We start from the raw sequence: 16,315 nt of genomic DNA on the forward strand, positions 1-16,315 counted from the left end.
CCCTATGGCTGAACATATCACCTCAAAAAACATCATTCCTCCGGAAGATGCCACCGCCTTTGACGAGTGGGCGCTGCCAGATGTGAGTGCTTCCTTACCGCCTCGGCAGGAAACCAACCTGTTCGGGCATAAAAATCCCGAGCCGCAAAAAACCGTGGCCCCCCAGCCGGTGGTGGCGCCGCCCACCATGGCGGAGATTGAAGCCATCAGGGCGGATGCCGAGCGGGAAGGTTTTGAAGAGGGCAACGCCGCAGGTTTTAAAGAGGGCATGGAAAAAGGCCGTCAGGAAGGGATTAAACAAGGACATGCTGAAGGACTGGCCCAAGGGCAGGCGCAGGGCAAAAGCCAGGGATTAACACAGGCCAAGGCCCTGCTCGACAGATTTGAGCGGTTAATGGCGCAGTTTTGCCAGCCGCTGGCATTGCTGGATGTGGAAATAGAACAATCACTGCTGGCAGTGGTGGAGCAACTCAGCCGTAGCGTAATAGGCCATGAGCTGCAGACCCATCCGGAGCAGATCCTGGCAGCGCTGCGTCAGGGCATTGACGCCCTGCCCATGAAAGAGCAGAAAATCACCATCCGCATGCATCCCCAGGATGTGACGCTGGTGCAATCCCTTTATGGGGATGAACAGCTGAGCCATAATCAATGGCAACTGGAAAAAGACCCCGGCCTCAAACAGGGGGATTGCCTTATCAGCTGCCAGCGTTCACAAGTGGACATGCGCCTGGAGCCGCGTTTGCAGGAGGTGTTCAGCAGTGTATTGGCCCAGCGCCAGCAGCTGGAAAAAACTGCGCAGCAGCTCGCACCTGCAGCGCCGGCGGATACAGGCACTGAGCAACATCCACAAGGTGAGCCTACCGAATCCTCCGCATCAGCAGCGCAGATTACAGGAGCGGCAGATGGAAGCACGCAAGCACCATCTTCTTAATCAACTCAGCCAACTGCAGCAGCATATTACCCCTTATCATCCCATTGCCAGCGGCCAATTGGTGCGGGTAGTGGGGCTGACGCTGGAAGCCACCGGTTGCCGGGCACCGGTGGGGAGTCTGTGTGCCATTGACACCATTTCCGGCACCTTGGTGGCCGAGGTGGTGGGGTTTGACGATGACCTGTTATACCTGATGCCCGTAGAGGAATTACGAGGCGTGGTCCCCGGTGCCAGGGTCATCCCCTTAGGGGAACAAACCGGTTTGCAGGTGGGCATGAAACTGCTTGGCCGGGTGCTTGATGGCAATGGCCAGCCACTGGATGGTCTGGGTGCGCTTGCCGAGCTGGAGCCGGTTTCCCGTTACAGTGAACCCATGAATCCGCTGGCAAGACGCGCCATTACCGAACCCTTGGATGTGGGGGTGCGGGCCATCAACGCCATGCTGACCGTGGGCAAGGGTCAGCGCATGGGGCTGTTTGCCGGCTCCGGCGTGGGGAAAAGCGTGCTGCTTGGCATGATGACCCGCGGCACCACCGCCGACATCATCGTGGTGGGGCTGGTGGGGGAACGTGGCCGGGAAGTGAAAGAATTCATTGAGGAAATTCTCGGCAGTGAAGGTCGTGCCCGCTCCGTGGTGATTGCCGCACCGGCTGATACCTCCCCCTTGATGCGTTTGCGCGCCTGTGAAACCTCCACCCGTATTGCCGAATATTTTCGCGACTTGGGATATGACGTCCTGTTATTGATGGACAGCCTCACCCGTTATGCCCAGGCCCAGCGTGAAATTGCCCTGGCCGTGGGCGAGCCGCCGGCCACCAAAGGCTATCCGCCATCGGTGTTTGCCCGCTTGCCACGGCTGGTGGAACGGGCCGGTAACGGCGGTGGCCAGCAGGGGTCAATCACCGCTTTTTACACCGTACTGACCGAAGGGGATGATCAGCAAGACCCCATTGCCGATGCGTCAAGGGCCATTCTCGACGGGCACATCGTGTTGTCCCGTGCGTTGGCCGACTCGGGGCATTATCCGGCGATTGATATTGAAGCCTCCATCAGCCGTGTGGCGCCCATGGTGATTTCTGCCGAACACCTGGAAGCCATGCGCCGGGTAAAACAGGTGTATTCGTTATATCAGCAAAACCGGGATCTTATCTCCATTGGCGCCTATTCACAGGGCAGTGACCCCAGAATCGATAACGCCATTCGCCTGCAACCGGCCATGAACGCCTTTTTGCGCCAGCGGTTGCACGAGTCGGTCAGCTTTGCCGACAGTGAACAGATGCTGCAGCAGCTCTCTGGGCAGTGTCGGGTATAGGGAGTAACTTGTGGCAAAATCTGATCCGTTGTACACCGTACTGAAGCTTGCGAAAGAGGCGGAAGAACAGGCGGCCTTGCGCCTCAAGGCGGCACAGTTCGAGCATCAAAAACGCGCCAATCAGCTGCAATCCCTGCAGGATTACCGTCTGGATTACATGCGTCAGCTCTCCGCCCAGCAGGGGCAACAGATCCGCGCTGATTATTACCAGCAATTTCACCGCTTTGTGCAGCAAGTGGATGGCGCCATCACGCAGCAGCTGGCGGTGGTGGCAGATGCCCGGCAACAACAGCAGTACCGGCAGCAGCACTGGATGGAGAAACAGCAAAAACGCAAAGCCGTGGAGCTGTTGCTGGAGAAAAAGGCCCAGCAGCAGCAACAGCGGGAGAACAAGCAAGAGCAAAAGATGATTGATGAATTTGCCTCGCAGCAGTTTTTCCGTAAAAAATCGGGTTAGGGCTGCCAATCCCGCGCTGGCGCGACGTTTTTTCTTCCCACCGGGCATTTAGCCTTTCATTGAGGAGCCATTAGCCATTATTTAATGGCCTGTTTTTTGCTTTGATTCTTACCAATAACGGATATCGCCAAATTCAGGTCGTGTCAGCCAGTTGCGATGTTTCACGGCAGGCGCACCCATAACGCTGGAGAAGTGCATGCAGCAGCTCGCCAATAACGCTTTACTGATAATGCAGGAAAGCCCCGGCCAGACAGTGCAAAATACGGTAAAACTTACTGAAAACAAGGGGTTTTCAGATGCCTTTCAGCAGGCGCAGGCTAAGGTGCAGCCCGCGGGCGATAATGCCCTGGGGCAACAACAGTACCATGCGGCCAATGCCGCCTCGCAGCATCCCGCCAGTGAAACGGCATCAGGAGACAAGGTGGCATCGGTACTGGGGCAGATTTCCATGGGCAAAAAATTGCCGCCGGCCGAGCGTTTGCAACAAGCACTTGTCAATGTGGGCAAATTGTGCGGCTTAACGCCCACGCAGCTGCAGCAAATTGCCCAAATGGAGCCGCAAACGTTGCAGCAACAGTTTGGCAATCTACTGCAGCAGCAATTGCAGGGCCAACCTCCTGAAAGCGGCGAGGCAGAAAAGGCCTCAGATGCGGATGCCAAAGCGGATGATGCGGACAGCGAACTTGACGCCTTTGCATCCTTGACGGCGTTATTCGAATCCCTTGGCAACTTGTTGCAACACACCATGCAGTCTGGGCAGGCAAACGCTGCCCAAGCCTCTTTGGATGAGGAGGGCGATGCAGCATTGCAGGCACTGCTACTGCAATTGCAAGCGCCGGCATCTGGTGAAAACACCGAATTGGAAGTGGATGCCGAGGCGGATATGGATACGGACGCACCGCTGCCTGATGCCGAGGATGGCAACATGGCAACGCAAACCGCCGCGGTATTGGCCCAGTTACTCACCGCCTTGCAGGCATTCTCTGCCGCTACCGATGCGGCCGGCACGCCGCCAACGGATGACGGGCAGACCGCAGCCCCGTCGGCAGTGGCATCGCTCAGTCAGTTACAACAGTTATTGGCCCAATGGCAGGCGGATAAACCCGTCGCTGCAAACACCGGCACCGTTGCCGATACGGATATTGGTAACCGTACCCCACAGGCCGCCTCCTCGTTATCATCACTGCTTGGGCAAAAAAACGAGTCTGGCTTGCCGCCGGCAACTGCTGTTGCCAATGCAGCGCCTGAAACCAGCCCGTTGGCCGCATCTGCTGACATGGCAAAAATGGCAAGCATGATGACGGATACCACCCCCTCTGCTGAAAAAACCGATAAAACACCCGCCTTGCAATCCTTGGTGATGGCAGCGCAGGAGCGGGCCGAGAGCGCATCATCTTTTAATACGCTATTATCTGCGTCGGCCAATGAGCTGCGCAGCGAGCCGGCACACTATCAGTTGTCCCTGCGCACCGCAGGCGGGGCAACGCCCAATGGCCAAGAGTTATTGCAACGTTTTGCCCCTGCCATGCGCCAGCAGTTGCTCACCATGGTCAATAACGGCATTCAGCATGCTGAAATCCGGCTCGATCCGCCGGATTTGGGGGCGATGACCGTAAAGCTGCAGGTGCAGGGCGAGCATACCCAGGTGCAGTTTCATGTTACCCAGACCCACACTCGGGAGCTGCTGGAGCAGTCAATGCCGCGTTTACGGGATTTATTACAGCAACAGGGCATGCAGTTGGCTGATGGTCAGGTATCCCAGGGAGGTGGACAGCAAAGCCATGCCCGGCAACAGGCGGAGCAGGGCGGCTTTGGTAACGGGACATCTGGCGAAATTTCCGGCGAAGAGACGACTGTGGGTGCAGAACCGCTGTTAACTTCGACATCCGCTATAGATTATTATGCGTGAGTCGGTAACCTATTAGCGTTGTGGCAGAAAATGGTATTGGATGGGGTAACAGGGATTATCAATGGCTGAAGAAGATGAACTGCAGTTGCAAGAAACGCAACCAGGTCGCAACCGCAAAAAATGGCTGATATGGGGCGGTATCGGTGTCGGCGTGTTACTGATCATTGCCGTGGTGTTGTGGTGGCTGTTAAGCGGGAGTGAAACCGCCCCGGCGGAAAATCCTGCCAGCACGCCTGCCACTCAGGCGGACACGTCAAAAGAGGCCTTTTATGTGGCCATGCCCCGGCCGTTTTTGTTCAACCTGCCGGGCAATAACGTGACCCGGCTGGTGGAAATCAAAGTGCAACTGATGGTGCGTGGCAGTGATGACGGCGTATTGCTGAAAAAACATATTCCACTGGTGGAAGATGCACTGCTCACCACCTTCAGCAGTGCCAGTGTGGACAAACTCGGCACTCAGGCGGGTAAGGATGAACTGCGTCAGTTGGCGCTGCTGAATGTGCAAAATACCCTGCAACCCATCACCGGCCGTAAAGTGGTGGAAAAAGTGCTGTTTACCGGTTTTGTGATGCAATAGCCCGGATTTGACCAGATAGAGGCGGTATTGTGAGCGATTTATTAAGCCAGGACGAAATTGACGCGCTGCTCCACGGCGTGGATGACATTGACGAAGAAGAGGTGGAAGAGTCCAGCCTTGAGGCCAAGAGCTACGACTTTTCTTCACAGGATCGTATCGTCCGCGGGCGCATGCCCACGCTGGAGATTGTTAACGAACGCTTTGCCCGGCATTTGCGGATCAGCATGTTCAACATGATGCGGCGTACCGCCGAAGTGTCCATCAACGGCGTGCAAATGCTGAAATTTGGTGAGTACGTACATACCCTGTTTGTGCCTACCAGCCTGAACATGGTGCGTTTCAATCCGCTCAAGGGGACGGCGCTCATCACCATGGAGGCCCGCTTGGTATTCATTCTGGTGGACAACTTCTTTGGTGGCGACGGCCGTTTCCATGCCAAGATTGAGGGGCGGGAATTCACCCCGACCGAGCGGCGCATCATCCAGTTACTGATGAAAATCATCTTTGAGGATTACAAAGATGCTTGGGCGCCTGTCATGGATGTGGAGTTTGATTTTCTTGATTCGGAAGTCAACCCGGCCATGGCCAATATTGTCAGCCCCACCGAAGTGGTGGTGGTGAACTCATTTCACATTGAGGTGGACGGCGGTGGCGGTGATTTTCATATCACCATGCCCTATGCCATGATTGAGCCCATTCGAGAACTCTTGGACGCCGGTGTGCAAAGCGACAAGCAGGACACCGACATGCGCTGGTCCCAGGCACTGAAAGATGAAATCATGGATGTCAAAGTGGGCTTTGATGCCACCGTGGTGGAAAAAGAGCTGAGTTTGAGGGAAGTGAGCGAATTCAAGGCCGGCGACGTGATCCCGGTGGAATTGCCGGAATATCTGGTAATGCGCATTGAAGATTTGCCGACCTACCGCTGCAAATTGGGTAAAGTGCAGGATAACCTGGCGTTGCAGATTGCAACGAAAATTCCGCGGCCGGAAACGGTGAAAACCGAGCTGCAACTGGTTACGCATAAAAACAAATCAAAAGATCTCTCTGAAATATAAGGTGCAATACGCATGAGTAATGACGAGATGGACGACTGGGCTGCTGCCATGGCAGAGCAAGCCGGAGAAGAGGCCAAAGCCGTGGCGCTGGATGAGCTGAAAAGCACCGCCAAAGCCGGCGGCAGTGCCGAGGATGCCAAGCTGGATACCATTCTGGACATTCCGGTGACCATTTCCATGGAAGTGGGGCGCAGTTTTATCAGTATCCGCAACCTGCTGCAATTGAACCAGGGGTCGGTGGTGGAACTGGACCGGGTAGCCGGTGAACCGCTGGATGTCATGGTAAACGGCACCTTGATTGCTCACGGTGAAGTGGTGGTGGTTAACGACAAATTCGGCATCCGCCTGACCGATGTGATCAGCCAGACCGAACGCATCAAGAAACTCAAGTGAGCCGGATATGAGCCAGACACTTACCACCGTTGCAGATACCACGCAGGTCGTGACCGGCAAAAGTGCCATGGACTTTTCCAGCCTGGCCAGCATGTTTGGCGGCCTGGCGCTGGTATTGCTGGTGATTTTTGCCTTGGCCTATCTGCTGAAGCGGCTCAATCTTGTCAGCGGCAATCAATCGGTCATTAAAACCCTGGCGCAAACCCCGCTGGGGCCCAAAGAGCGCCTGGTGCTGGCCGAGCTCGATGGGCAGCAGTATTTGCTGGGCGTAACCGCCGGGCAAATCACCTTGCTGGATAAGTTGTCCCAGCCGGTTGCCGTGCCCAGTAACACCTTCGCCAGCAGGCTTAAAACGGCAAAGCAGGAGCAGCAATGAAGTGGTTCGGGATCATCATGACACTGGCGCTGATGTGCTTGCCCTCACTGGCGCAGGCACAGGATGGCTTGTTCCCCGCCGTTACCGTTACCACGGGCGCCAACGGCAGTACCGAATATTCGGTGACCATGCAGATTTTGTTGCTGATGACCGCCCTCAGCTTCCTGCCTGCCATGGTGATTATGCTCACCTCGTTTACCCGCATCATTGTGGTGCTGGCCATTTTGCGTCAGGCCATTGGCTTGCAGCAAACCCCGTCCAATCAGGTGCTTATCGGCATCAGTCTGTTCATGACCTTTTTCGTGATGGCGCCGGTATTTGACAAAATCCATGAGGATGCGGTGCAGCCGTACATGAACGAAACCCTGACGCTGCAACAGGCATTAAGCGCCGGTGAAGGGCCGCTGAAAAAATTCATGCTGGCTCAGACCCGCAATACGGATTTGAACTCTTTCATTGAAATTGCCGGCTACAAGAATATTCAGACCCCGGAAGAGACACCCATGACGGTGGTGATCCCGGCTTTCATCACCAGCGAGCTGAAAACCGCGTTCCAGATTGGTTTTATGCTGTTTATCCCCTTCTTGGTACTGGATTTGGTGGTGGCCAGCATTTTGATGGCCATGGGGATGATGATGCTGTCGCCCATGATTGTGTCGCTGCCGTTTAAAATCATGCTGTTTGTGCTGGTGGATGGCTGGACGCTGGTGATGGGCACACTGGCCAACAGTTTCGGATAGCAGGAGGCAGCACATGGCACCAGAAGCGTTTGTCGATGTATTGCGCGAGGCGTTATCCGTTATCGTGATCATCGTGTCCGCCATTATCGTGCCCAGCTTGATAGTGGGGCTGGTGGTGTCGGTATTTCAGGCGGCCACCTCCATTAACGAGCAAACCCTGAGTTTTCTGCCCCGCTTGCTGACCACCCTGTTTGCCCTGATGTTTTTGGGGCACTGGCTGGTGCAGACACTGATGGATTTCTTCATGGAAATGGTGCAGCGGATCCCGCAAGTGGTGGGCTAGTCCATGGAAATCCTGTTCGATTCCATTCAACAGGTGCTGGCATCCTACCTGTGGCCGCTGTTTCGCATTTCCAGCATGTTGATGGTCATGGCCATTTTCGGTGCCAGCACCACGCCCACACGGGTACGCCTGATGATGGCGGTGGCCATTACCGTGGCCGTGGCACCGGTGTTGCCCCCCATGCCCCAGGTGGAACTGCTGTCACTGACCTCAGTGCTCATCACCTTGCAACAGTTGTTGATTGGCTCGGCCATGGGCTTTGTCACCTTGCTGCTGATGCAGACCTTTGTGCTGACCGGACAGATTATCGGCATGCAAACCAGTTTGGGCTTTGCCTCCATGGTGGATCCGTCCTCCGGCCAGCAAACGCCGGTGGTGGGCAATTTCTTTCTGGTATTGACCACACTGGTCTTTCTCAGCGTTGACGGGCATCTGGTGCTTATCCGCATGCTGGTGGCCAGCTTTGACAGCATTCCGGTGTCCACCCGGGGAATTAACATTGCCAATTACCGCAGCCTGGCCGCTTGGGGCAGTTATATGTTCGGCGCGGCGCTGACCATGTCCATTTCGGCCATTGTGGCCTTGCTCACGGTGAATCTGGCCTTTGGGGTCATGACCCGGGCATCTCCCCAGCTCAATATCTTTTCCATCGGTTTTCCGGTCACCATGATTGGTGGCCTTTTGGTGTTGTGGCTGACATTGGGGCCGGTAATGGCCCATTTTGATGAAGTGTGGCAACAGGCGCAGATATTGCTGTGCAACATGGCCGAGTTGCAATGCAAGATTAACGGGAGGCCCTGATGGCAGAAAATCAGGACGGCCAGGAAAAGACCGAACAGGCGACGTCGAGGCGCCTGGAACAGGCGCGTAAAAAAGGGCAGGTTGCCCGCTCCCGGGAATTGGGCACTTCGGCGGTGTTACTGGCCGCCGCCATGGGGTTTTTAATTATTGGGCCGAGTTTGGCCAACAGCCTGATGGAGCTGATGAAAAAAGTTTATGCCATGGACCGGGCACAGATTTTTGACACCAACAGCATGCTCACCGTATGGCAGCTGGTGGGGGCTGAGCTGGCCTGGCCGGTGCTGGGGTTTATTGTGTTTCTGGCCGCTGTGGCATTTGTGGGCAATATCGTCCTTGGTGGCGTGACCTTTTCTTCCGAGGCCATCATGCCCAAAGGCAACAAGATGAACCCCTTGAATGGCCTGAAACGGATGTTTGGCATTCAGGCGGTGGTGGAACTCACCAAGGGCATTGCCAAATTTTCCGTGGTGGCGTTGGCGGCGTATTTTCTGCTGACCTTTTATTTTCCTGACATTCTCAACCTGTCCCGGGATCACTTGCCCGGGAATATCGGCCATGGGCTCAAGTTGCTTATCTGGCTGTTTATTTTGTTATGCGCTTCCACTTTATTGATAGTGGTGATTGATGTGCCTTATCAGATCTGGAATCACAACAAGCAACTGCGCATGACCAAGCAAGAGGTGAAGGACGAATACAAGGACACGGAAGGCAAGCCCGAAGTCAAGGGCCGCATGCGCCAGTTGCAGCGGGAAATGGCCCAGCGGCGGATGATGTCAGAGGTGCCCAAGGCCGATGTGATTGTGGTCAACCCGGAGCATTTTGCGGTGGCGCTGAAATACGATGCGGACAAATCCCCCGCGCCTTATCTGGTGGCCAAGGGAACGGATGAGGTGGCCTTCAAAATCCGCGAAATCGCCCGGGAATACCAAGTGCCGATTGTTGCCGCCCCCTTGCTGGCCCGCGCCATCTACCACACCACCAAACTGGAGCAGCAGATCCCCGACGGGCTGTTTACCGCCGTGGCCCAGGTGTTGGCTTACGTGTTCCAGCTGCGCCAGTACCAGAAAGGGCGTGGTCGCAAACCCACGCCATTGCCGCTTAATCAACCCATCCCCGATGAGTTCAAACAATACTGAGGTTGATTGGCCTGATTTTTGCTGACCTTCTGCCAAAGTGTCAAAACTCAGGCTGAAAAATGGATGTAAGAGCAACCTTCGGGCAGTTGCGTCAAATCAAACCGGCTTCTCTCAAGGGCATTGGTACACCGCTGCTGGTGTTGGCGGTTTTGGCCATGATTGTCTTGCCCATGCCGGCATTTTTGCTGGATATTCTGTTTTCTTTCAATATTGCGCTGGCGTTGGTGGTGCTGCTGGTGGCGGTTTATACCCGCCGGCCGCTGGATTTTGCCGCGTTTCCCACCGTGTTGCTGGTGGCAACCCTGCTGCGGCTGGCACTTAACGTAGCGTCTACCCGGGTAGTGTTGCTCGAAGGCCATAACGGCGCCGATGCTGCCGGTAAGGTGATTGAAGCGTTCGGCTCGGTGGTGATTGGCGGTAACTATGCCGTTGGTTTGGTGGTGTTCCTCATCCTTATCATCATCAACTTTGCGGTGGTAACCAAAGGTGCCGGACGCATTTCAGAAGTGAGTGCCCGCTTTACGCTGGATGCCATGCCCGGCAAACAGATGGCGATTGATGCCGACCTTAACGCCGGCATCATCAATCAGGAACAAGCCAGGCTGCGCCGGTCTGAAGTGACCAGCGAAGCGGATTTCTATGGCTCCATGGACGGTGCGTCCAAATTCGTCAAAGGCGATGCCATTGCCGGCATCCTCATTCTTTGCATCAATATTGTCGGTGGTTTCATTATCGGGATGGTGCAGCACGGCTTGAGCTTCTCCCAAGCGGTGGAAATCTACACCTTGCTGACCATTGGTGACGGTTTGGTGGCGCAAATTCCCGGATTGTTGCTCTCTATTGCCGCAGCCTTGATGGTCACCCGCCAGAATGAATCCGGTGATATGGGGCAGCAGGTGGTGCAGCAGATGTTTGACAACCCCAAGTCACTCATCATTGCCGCCGCGGTACTGTTTGTGATGGGAATAGTGCCGGGCATGCCGCATCTGGCGTTTCTCAGTTTTGCCTTGCTGGCGGCCACCGGTGCTTTTTTCATTTTCAAACGTAACGAACAAAACAAACAGCAGGCACTGGAACAGGCCAAAAACGGCCCCACACAAGCTCAGCTCAAAGAACCCAAAGAGCTGAGCTGGGATGATGTGCGCCCCATTGACACCATCGGGCTAGAAGTGGGCTACCGCCTGATCCCGCTGGTGGATAAAGGGCAGGGCGGCGAGCTGCTAAGCCGGATTAAAGGCGTGCGCAAAAAGCTCTCCCAGGAGCTGGGTTTTTTGGTGCCGGCAGTGCATATTCGCGACAACCTGGACTTGTCTCCCACCGCATACCGCATCTCACTGATGGGGGTGGCTTGCGGCGAGGCCGATGTGCGGCACGACTGTGAACTGGCCATTAATCCCGGGCAGGTATTTGGCAAGCTTGACGGAGTGGAAACCAAAGACCCGGCTTTTGGGCTGGATGCGGTGTGGATTGCCCCTGAGTTACGGGAACACGCACAAACCCTTGGTTACACCGTGGTGGATACCTCCACCGTGATTGCCACCCACTTGAGCCAGCTGCTGACCAACAACGCCGCCAAACTGCTGGGCTATGAGGAGGTGCAGCAACTGCTGGACATGCTGGGCAAACGGGCGCCTAAACTGGTGGACGGTTTTGTACCGGACGTCTTGCCATTGGGCACCGTGGTGAAAGTGATGCAAAACCTGCTGAACGAGGGGGTATCGGTACGGGATCTGCGCACCATTGTGCAAACTCTGCTGGAATACGGGCCCAAGAGTAACGATGCCGAAGTGCTCACTGCTGCGGTGCGTATCGCCCTGAAGCGCATGATCGTACAGGAAATCGCCGGGCCCGAGGCGGAAATTCCTGTCATTACTTTGGCGCCAGAGCTGGAACAGATGTTGCATCAGTCCATGCAGGCAACAGGGGGCGATGGCCCGAATATTGAACCGGGGCTGGCCGAGCGCATGCAAAAATCGCTGGCCAGTGCGGCGCAGAATCAGGAAATGGTCGGGCAACCGGCAATTCTGCTGACATCCGGCATGCTGCGCGCTACCCTGTCACGCTTCGTGAAACATACGATCCCGAATCTGCGGGTCATCTCTTATCAGGAAGTGCCGGATGAAAAACAGATCCGTATCGTATCCGCTGTGGGCCAGTAGGAGTAAGCAAAAGTGAAAATCAAACGTTTTTTTGCCAAAGATATGCGCGCCGCCCTGGCGCAGGTGAAAGAAACCCTCGGCGCCGATGCGGTGATCATGTCTAACAAAAAAGTCACCGGTGGCATCGAGATTGTGGCTGCGGTGGATTACGATGAGCCCCAGCCCAATGTGGCACCGGCGCCGGTATTCAGTGATTTGAGCGAAGACAAGGTATCGCTTGGCCATGTGCGCAGCCAGAGCAAAAGCAAACCGGAACCCGCCGCCGACTCCCTGCAGGCATTGCTGGAGCGCCAGCATACCCGCCTGACCCAGCAATTATCCAAACAAGCTGCTGGCAGTGCCAAAACGGCACAAGACAATGAACTGCCGGCCTGGGCCCGGGGGCTGGATTCACAAACTCCGGCCAAAAGCAAAACCGCAGAAGCGCCCGCCGCCTTTAACCAGGGTAAAAACAATCAGGCCAGGCAATCCCAGGAGCTGGAGGCCATGCGACAGGAGCTGGCCTCTCTGCGCAATTTGCTGACCCACCAGATGAACACGTTGCTGAGCGAGCAGAAAAACCGGCAGGATCCGGTAGGCGCCATGCTTGAAAGTAAACTGCTGGAAGCGGAATTTGCACCACAGGTCGCAGCGCAGTTGGCCGAATTGTCGCAACATTACACGCCAGCGGATTTGGTCAAAGCCTTGCCACAATCTTTGGCTAACCTGCTCAGCAATCAGGGTGATGATATTGTGCGCCAAGGAGGCGTGGTGGCATTGGTGGGGCCAACCGGTGTGGGAAAAACCACCACATTGGCGAAAATTGCAGCCAGATTCATTGCCCATCACGGTCCGGATTCCGTGGTATTGATCACCACCGATCATTATCGAATCGGAGCCTTTGAGCAATTGGCAACTTATGGCAAGATAATGGGATGCCCAGTGAAACAGGCGCAGGATCTCAATGAGTTGGAACAGATTGTGTACCAGTTCCGCAACCGTAAATTGGTGTTGATTGATACCGCCGGCATGGGGCAACGGGATTTGCGCCTGTGTCAACAACTTGACAGCCTTACTGCCAATAGTCGTTTGCCCATACGCAGTTTCCTGGTGTTGTCAGCCACCGGGCAGCGGCGGGTGCTTGAAGATGCCATCAGCCAGTTCAAGCGCATTCCGTTGGCAGGCGCTATATTAACCAAACTGGATGAATCCGTATCTTTGGGCGCGGCGTTAAGTGTGTTAATCCAAAGTGGTTTATCATTGAGTTACACTACGGATGGCCAACGGGTGCCGGAAGATATGCAGGTGGCCGATACTTTGGGCCTGGCGCAGCAGGCACTGGCGGTTTTGAATCGCACCGGCACGACAGAATTTAACCCAGAAGTCAGATCAGCTGACATGACCTATGCATTTGAGTAGTAAAGCGATGACCCGGGATCAAGCGAGTGGTTTACGAATGATAAATCAACAACAAAACGAAAAAGTGAAAGTAATTGCCGTTACCGGTGGCAAAGGCGGCGTAGGTAAAACCAGCGTGGCCATCAACACCGCCGTGGCGCTCGCAGAAAAAGGCAAACGGGTGATGGTGCTGGATGCCGACCTGGGATTGGCCAATATTGACGTGATGCTGGGATTGCGCGCCGAGCGCAACCTGTCCCATGTCCTGTCGGGTGAAGCGGATTTGGACGATATTATCGTGCGCGGCCCCAAAGGCGTGGGGATTATTCCGGCCACATCAGGCACCCAGGCCATGGTGGAGCTGAGCCCGGCCCAGCATGCCGGTCTTATCCGAGCCTTCAGCGAAATGAAAACCCAGTTTGACGTGTTGATAGTGGACACCGCTGCAGGCATTTCCGACATGGTGCTGAGCTTTTCCCGTGCATCCCAGGATGTCTTGGTGGTGGTGTGCGATGAACCCACCTCCATTACCGATGCCTATGCCCTGATTAAAATCCTTAGCCGCGAGCATGGCGTATTTCGTTTCAAAATCGTGGCCAACATGGTGCGCAGCCTGCGTGAAGGCATGGAGCTGTTTGCCAAATTGAGTAAAGTCACCGACCGGTTCCTTGATGTGGCACTGGAGTTGGTGGCCACCATTCCTTACGACGAAAATCTTCGTAAATCCGTACGTAAACAGAAACTTATCATTGAAGCCTTTCCCAAATCCCCTGCCAGTATTGCCTACCACGGCCTTGCCAACAAAGTGATTAGCTGGCCCATTCCACAACAGCCCGGCGGCCATCTGGAATTTTTTGTTGAGCGACTGGTGCAAAAGCCAGAATACTCAGAGGATAACGCCAGTGAATAAAATCGCTGCGTATACCGGGTTTGACGATAAAAGCTTGATCGTTAATCAGTATGCGCCGCTGGTAAAACGAATTGCGCACCATCTTCTGGCGCGTTTACCGGCATCGGTGCAGCTGGATGATCTGCTACAGGCCGGCATGATGGGACTGCTGGAAGCCGCCGCCAAGTTTGACGGCAGCAAGGGTGCCAAATTTGAAACCTTTGCCGGCATCCGCATCCGCGGGGCCATGATTGACGAAATCCGCCGGGGAGACTGGTTACCGCGCTCGGTACACCGCAATCAGCGGCGCATTGCCCAAGCCATTGACGAATTGGAACAAACCTTGGGCCGAGATGCCCGGGATACGGAAATCGCCACACATCTGGAGATGTCACTTGATGAATACCATCACATCTTGAGTGACGTATCGATGGGTAAAATAGTCGGCATCGAAGATTTGGGCGGCGCCCCTGATGCACTGTTTGCCGATGAGATGGCCGCCAACAATACTTATGACAATTTGCTTAACGATCAGTTTCGCGAAGCATTGGCAGATGCCATCAAGCACTTGCCCGAAAGGGATGCGCTGGTGCTGTCACTTTATTATGACGAAGCGCTCAACTTGAAAGAGATTGGCGCCATACTCGATGTGAGTGAGTCACGGGTGAGCCAGATCCACAGTCAGGCCATGCTCAGGCTCAAAGCAAAACTCAGGCATTGGACACAGAACTGAACAGTTTTTTGAGTGACCTTAAAAATGTATCTCTTCGGAGGAAACTTTGGATAAAAACATGAAGATTCTCATTGTTGATGATTTCTCAACAATGAGAAGAATAATCAAGAACCTGTTACGGGACTTGGGATTTAACAATACCCAGGAAGCCGACGATGGGTCCACTGCATTGCCCATGTTGCAAAAAGGTGATTTTGACTTTGTGATCACCGACTGGAACATGCCGGGCATGCAGGGCATCGACCTGTTAAAGGCCATCCGTGCCGATGAGAACCTTAAGAATATTCCGGTGTTGATGGTGACGGCCGAAGCCAAACGGGAACAGATTATTGCTGCCGCCCAAGCTGGGGTGAACGGTTATGTAGTCAAGCCGTTTACCGCTGCCACCCTGAAGGAAAAACTGGACAAAATCTTTGAACGTCTGGGTTGATGCCGGGGAGTTATGATGACAGAAAACACCGGGCTCATCACGCTGGAGCAGGCGCAGGAGTTAGTGGCGTTATTGTCTGCAGGCCAGCAGCAGCAAGCCGATGATCTGCTGCGTGAGCTGTGCCAACCCATTCAGCAGGAACTCTTTGCCGAAGTGGGCAAGCTCACCCGGCAATTACACAATGCGTTAAATGATTTTCAGCTGGACAACCGCTTGGTAGAGCTGGCAAACAACGATATTCCGGATGCAAAAGAGCGCCTGAGCTTTGTGATTGACATTACCGAACAGGCCGCCAACAAAACCATGGACGCGGTAGAGGAGTGTTTGCCGCTGTCGGATGCATTGACCACCAGTCTGGCCAATATCAAGCCCACCTGGGACAGGTTGATGCGCCGGAATCTGCCGTTGAACGAATTCAAGACCCTCTGCCACGATGTGCAGCATTTTATGGGGCAAACCGGCGCGGACTCCCGGCGCTTGCACGAATTGCTCAACCAAATCCTGCTGGCGCAGGATTTTCAGGATCTGACCGGGCAGATGATCCGCCGGGTGATTGATTTAGTCAAAGAAGTGGAAAGTAATCTCGTGTCACTGTTGACCATGTTCGGCGCCCAGCCCAATGACGGTCTTATCAGTAACCAAGAAAATAACATAGATGCTGAAGGCCCCATTCATAATGCCGGAGTCCGACAGGATGTGGTGACCGGACAGGATGAAGTAGACGATTTACTCTCAAGTCTGGGGTTCTGATAAG

18 protein-coding genes are annotated in these 16,315 nt (G+C 54.9%); all 18 read left to right on the top strand.

Features of this window, described 5'->3' with window-relative positions:
* The first annotated feature begins 4 nt into the window (after window positions 1–4).
* The 18 genes from fliH (at window position 5) to ACIDEJ_RS01285 (ending at window position 16,311) form a co-directional block, all read left to right on the top strand.
* A complete protein-coding gene (fliH, locus tag ACIDEJ_RS01200) occupies window positions 5–931 on the top strand; it encodes a flagellar assembly protein FliH (RefSeq protein WP_411986266.1) in 927 nt (308 codons plus the stop codon).
* Window positions 903–2,243 carry a flagellar protein export ATPase FliI gene (fliI, locus tag ACIDEJ_RS01205; RefSeq protein WP_411986267.1) on the top strand — a complete coding sequence of 447 codons (1,341 nt, stop codon included), beginning with the start codon at window positions 903–905 and terminating at the stop codon, window positions 2,241–2,243. The genes fliH and fliI overlap by 29 nt, the downstream gene beginning before the upstream one ends.
* 10 nt (window positions 2,244–2,253) lie before the next feature.
* Complete coding sequence (fliJ, locus tag ACIDEJ_RS01210; protein WP_411986268.1) at window positions 2,254–2,700, top strand: flagellar export protein FliJ; 447 nt, start codon at window positions 2,254–2,256, stop codon at window positions 2,698–2,700.
* A gap of 196 nt (window positions 2,701–2,896) precedes the next feature.
* Window positions 2,897–4,609 carry a flagellar hook-length control protein FliK gene (locus ACIDEJ_RS01215; protein WP_411986269.1) on the top strand — a complete coding sequence of 571 codons (1,713 nt, stop codon included), beginning with the start codon at window positions 2,897–2,899 and terminating at the stop codon, window positions 4,607–4,609.
* 61 nt (window positions 4,610–4,670) lie between these two features.
* Window positions 4,671–5,186 (top strand): flagellar basal body-associated protein FliL, encoded by a 516-nt coding sequence (fliL, locus tag ACIDEJ_RS01220; protein WP_411986270.1) that lies wholly within the window; start codon window positions 4,671–4,673, stop codon window positions 5,184–5,186.
* Window positions 5,187–5,215: 29 nt separating this feature from the next.
* On the top strand, window positions 5,216–6,244 hold the full coding sequence (fliM, locus tag ACIDEJ_RS01225) for a flagellar motor switch protein FliM (RefSeq protein WP_411986271.1): 1,029 nt from the start codon (window positions 5,216–5,218) through the stop codon (window positions 6,242–6,244).
* Window positions 6,245–6,256: 12 nt separating this feature from the next.
* A complete protein-coding gene (gene fliN / locus ACIDEJ_RS01230; protein WP_411986272.1) occupies window positions 6,257–6,637 on the top strand; it encodes a flagellar motor switch protein FliN in 381 nt (126 codons plus the stop codon).
* A gap of 7 nt (window positions 6,638–6,644) precedes the next feature.
* A complete protein-coding gene (gene fliO, locus ACIDEJ_RS01235) occupies window positions 6,645–7,013 on the top strand; it encodes a flagellar biosynthetic protein FliO (RefSeq protein ID WP_411986273.1) in 369 nt (122 codons plus the stop codon).
* A complete protein-coding gene (fliP, locus tag ACIDEJ_RS01240; protein WP_411986274.1) occupies window positions 7,010–7,753 on the top strand; it encodes a flagellar type III secretion system pore protein FliP in 744 nt (247 codons plus the stop codon). The genes fliO and fliP overlap by 4 nt, the downstream gene beginning before the upstream one ends.
* Before the next feature lie 13 nt (window positions 7,754–7,766).
* Window positions 7,767–8,036 (top strand): flagellar biosynthesis protein FliQ, encoded by a 270-nt coding sequence (gene fliQ / locus ACIDEJ_RS01245; RefSeq protein ID WP_411986275.1) that lies wholly within the window; start codon window positions 7,767–7,769, stop codon window positions 8,034–8,036.
* A gap of 3 nt (window positions 8,037–8,039) precedes the next feature.
* Entirely contained in the window at window positions 8,040–8,837 is a 798-nt protein-coding gene (gene fliR, locus ACIDEJ_RS01250) for a flagellar biosynthetic protein FliR (RefSeq protein ID WP_411986276.1), read from the top strand.
* Entirely contained in the window at window positions 8,837–9,973 is a 1,137-nt protein-coding gene (flhB, locus tag ACIDEJ_RS01255) for a flagellar biosynthesis protein FlhB (protein WP_411986277.1), read from the top strand. The genes fliR and flhB overlap by 1 nt, the downstream gene beginning before the upstream one ends.
* A gap of 59 nt (window positions 9,974–10,032) precedes the next feature.
* Window positions 10,033–12,132: a flagellar biosynthesis protein FlhA gene (flhA, locus tag ACIDEJ_RS01260; RefSeq protein WP_411986278.1), complete on the top strand. Its 2,100-nt coding sequence runs from the start codon at window positions 10,033–10,035 to the stop codon at window positions 12,130–12,132.
* A 12-nt stretch (window positions 12,133–12,144) separates the two neighbouring features.
* The gene (gene flhF / locus ACIDEJ_RS01265; RefSeq protein WP_411986279.1) at window positions 12,145–13,530 is read left to right on the top strand and encodes a flagellar biosynthesis protein FlhF; all 1,386 of its coding nucleotides are present in this window, start codon (window positions 12,145–12,147) and stop codon (window positions 13,528–13,530) included.
* A 7-nt stretch (window positions 13,531–13,537) separates the two neighbouring features.
* Window positions 13,538–14,419 (top strand): MinD/ParA family protein, encoded by an 882-nt coding sequence (locus tag ACIDEJ_RS01270; protein WP_411986561.1) that lies wholly within the window; start codon window positions 13,538–13,540, stop codon window positions 14,417–14,419.
* Complete coding sequence (locus tag ACIDEJ_RS01275) at window positions 14,412–15,131, top strand: RNA polymerase sigma factor FliA (RefSeq protein WP_411986280.1); 720 nt, start codon at window positions 14,412–14,414, stop codon at window positions 15,129–15,131. The genes ACIDEJ_RS01270 and ACIDEJ_RS01275 overlap by 8 nt, the downstream gene beginning before the upstream one ends.
* A 46-nt stretch (window positions 15,132–15,177) precedes the next feature.
* On the top strand, window positions 15,178–15,561 hold the full coding sequence (gene cheY / locus ACIDEJ_RS01280) for a chemotaxis response regulator CheY (protein ID WP_411986281.1): 384 nt from the start codon (window positions 15,178–15,180) through the stop codon (window positions 15,559–15,561).
* Between the two features lie 12 nt (window positions 15,562–15,573).
* Window positions 15,574–16,311 carry a protein phosphatase CheZ gene (locus ACIDEJ_RS01285; protein ID WP_411986282.1) on the top strand — a complete coding sequence of 246 codons (738 nt, stop codon included), beginning with the start codon at window positions 15,574–15,576 and terminating at the stop codon, window positions 16,309–16,311.
* The last annotated feature ends 4 nt before the right edge of the window (window positions 16,312–16,315 follow it).

Source organism: Shewanella mytili (genome assembly GCF_046765975.1).
Taxonomy (GTDB): domain Bacteria; phylum Pseudomonadota; class Gammaproteobacteria; order Enterobacterales; family Shewanellaceae; genus Shewanella; species Shewanella mytili.

Bases quoted from the DNA above. Each gene is read 5' to 3' on its own strand.
- fliN (WP_411986272.1), top strand. From the start codon at position 6,257: ATGAGTAATGACGAGATGGACGACTGGGCTGCTGCCATGGCAGAGCAA.
- flhB (WP_411986277.1), top strand. From the start codon at position 8,837: ATGGCAGAAAATCAGGACGGCCAGGAAAAGACCGAACAGGCGACGTCG.
- ACIDEJ_RS01215 (WP_411986269.1), top strand. From the start codon at position 2,897: ATGCAGCAGCTCGCCAATAACGCTTTACTGATAATGCAGGAAAGCCCC.
- fliQ (WP_411986275.1), top strand. From the start codon at position 7,767: ATGGCACCAGAAGCGTTTGTCGATGTATTGCGCGAGGCGTTATCCGTT.
- flhA (WP_411986278.1), top strand. From the start codon at position 10,033: ATGGATGTAAGAGCAACCTTCGGGCAGTTGCGTCAAATCAAACCGGCT.
- fliH (WP_411986266.1), top strand. From the start codon at position 5: ATGGCTGAACATATCACCTCAAAAAACATCATTCCTCCGGAAGATGCC.
- fliR (WP_411986276.1), top strand. From the start codon at position 8,040: ATGGAAATCCTGTTCGATTCCATTCAACAGGTGCTGGCATCCTACCTG.
- fliO (WP_411986273.1), top strand. From the start codon at position 6,645: ATGAGCCAGACACTTACCACCGTTGCAGATACCACGCAGGTCGTGACC.
- fliI (WP_411986267.1), top strand. From the start codon at position 903: ATGGAAGCACGCAAGCACCATCTTCTTAATCAACTCAGCCAACTGCAG.
- ACIDEJ_RS01285 (WP_411986282.1), top strand. From the start codon at position 15,574: ATGATGACAGAAAACACCGGGCTCATCACGCTGGAGCAGGCGCAGGAG.
- ACIDEJ_RS01270 (WP_411986561.1), top strand. From the start codon at position 13,538: ATGACCCGGGATCAAGCGAGTGGTTTACGAATGATAAATCAACAACAA.
- fliP (WP_411986274.1), top strand. From the start codon at position 7,010: ATGAAGTGGTTCGGGATCATCATGACACTGGCGCTGATGTGCTTGCCC.
- fliL (WP_411986270.1), top strand. From the start codon at position 4,671: ATGGCTGAAGAAGATGAACTGCAGTTGCAAGAAACGCAACCAGGTCGC.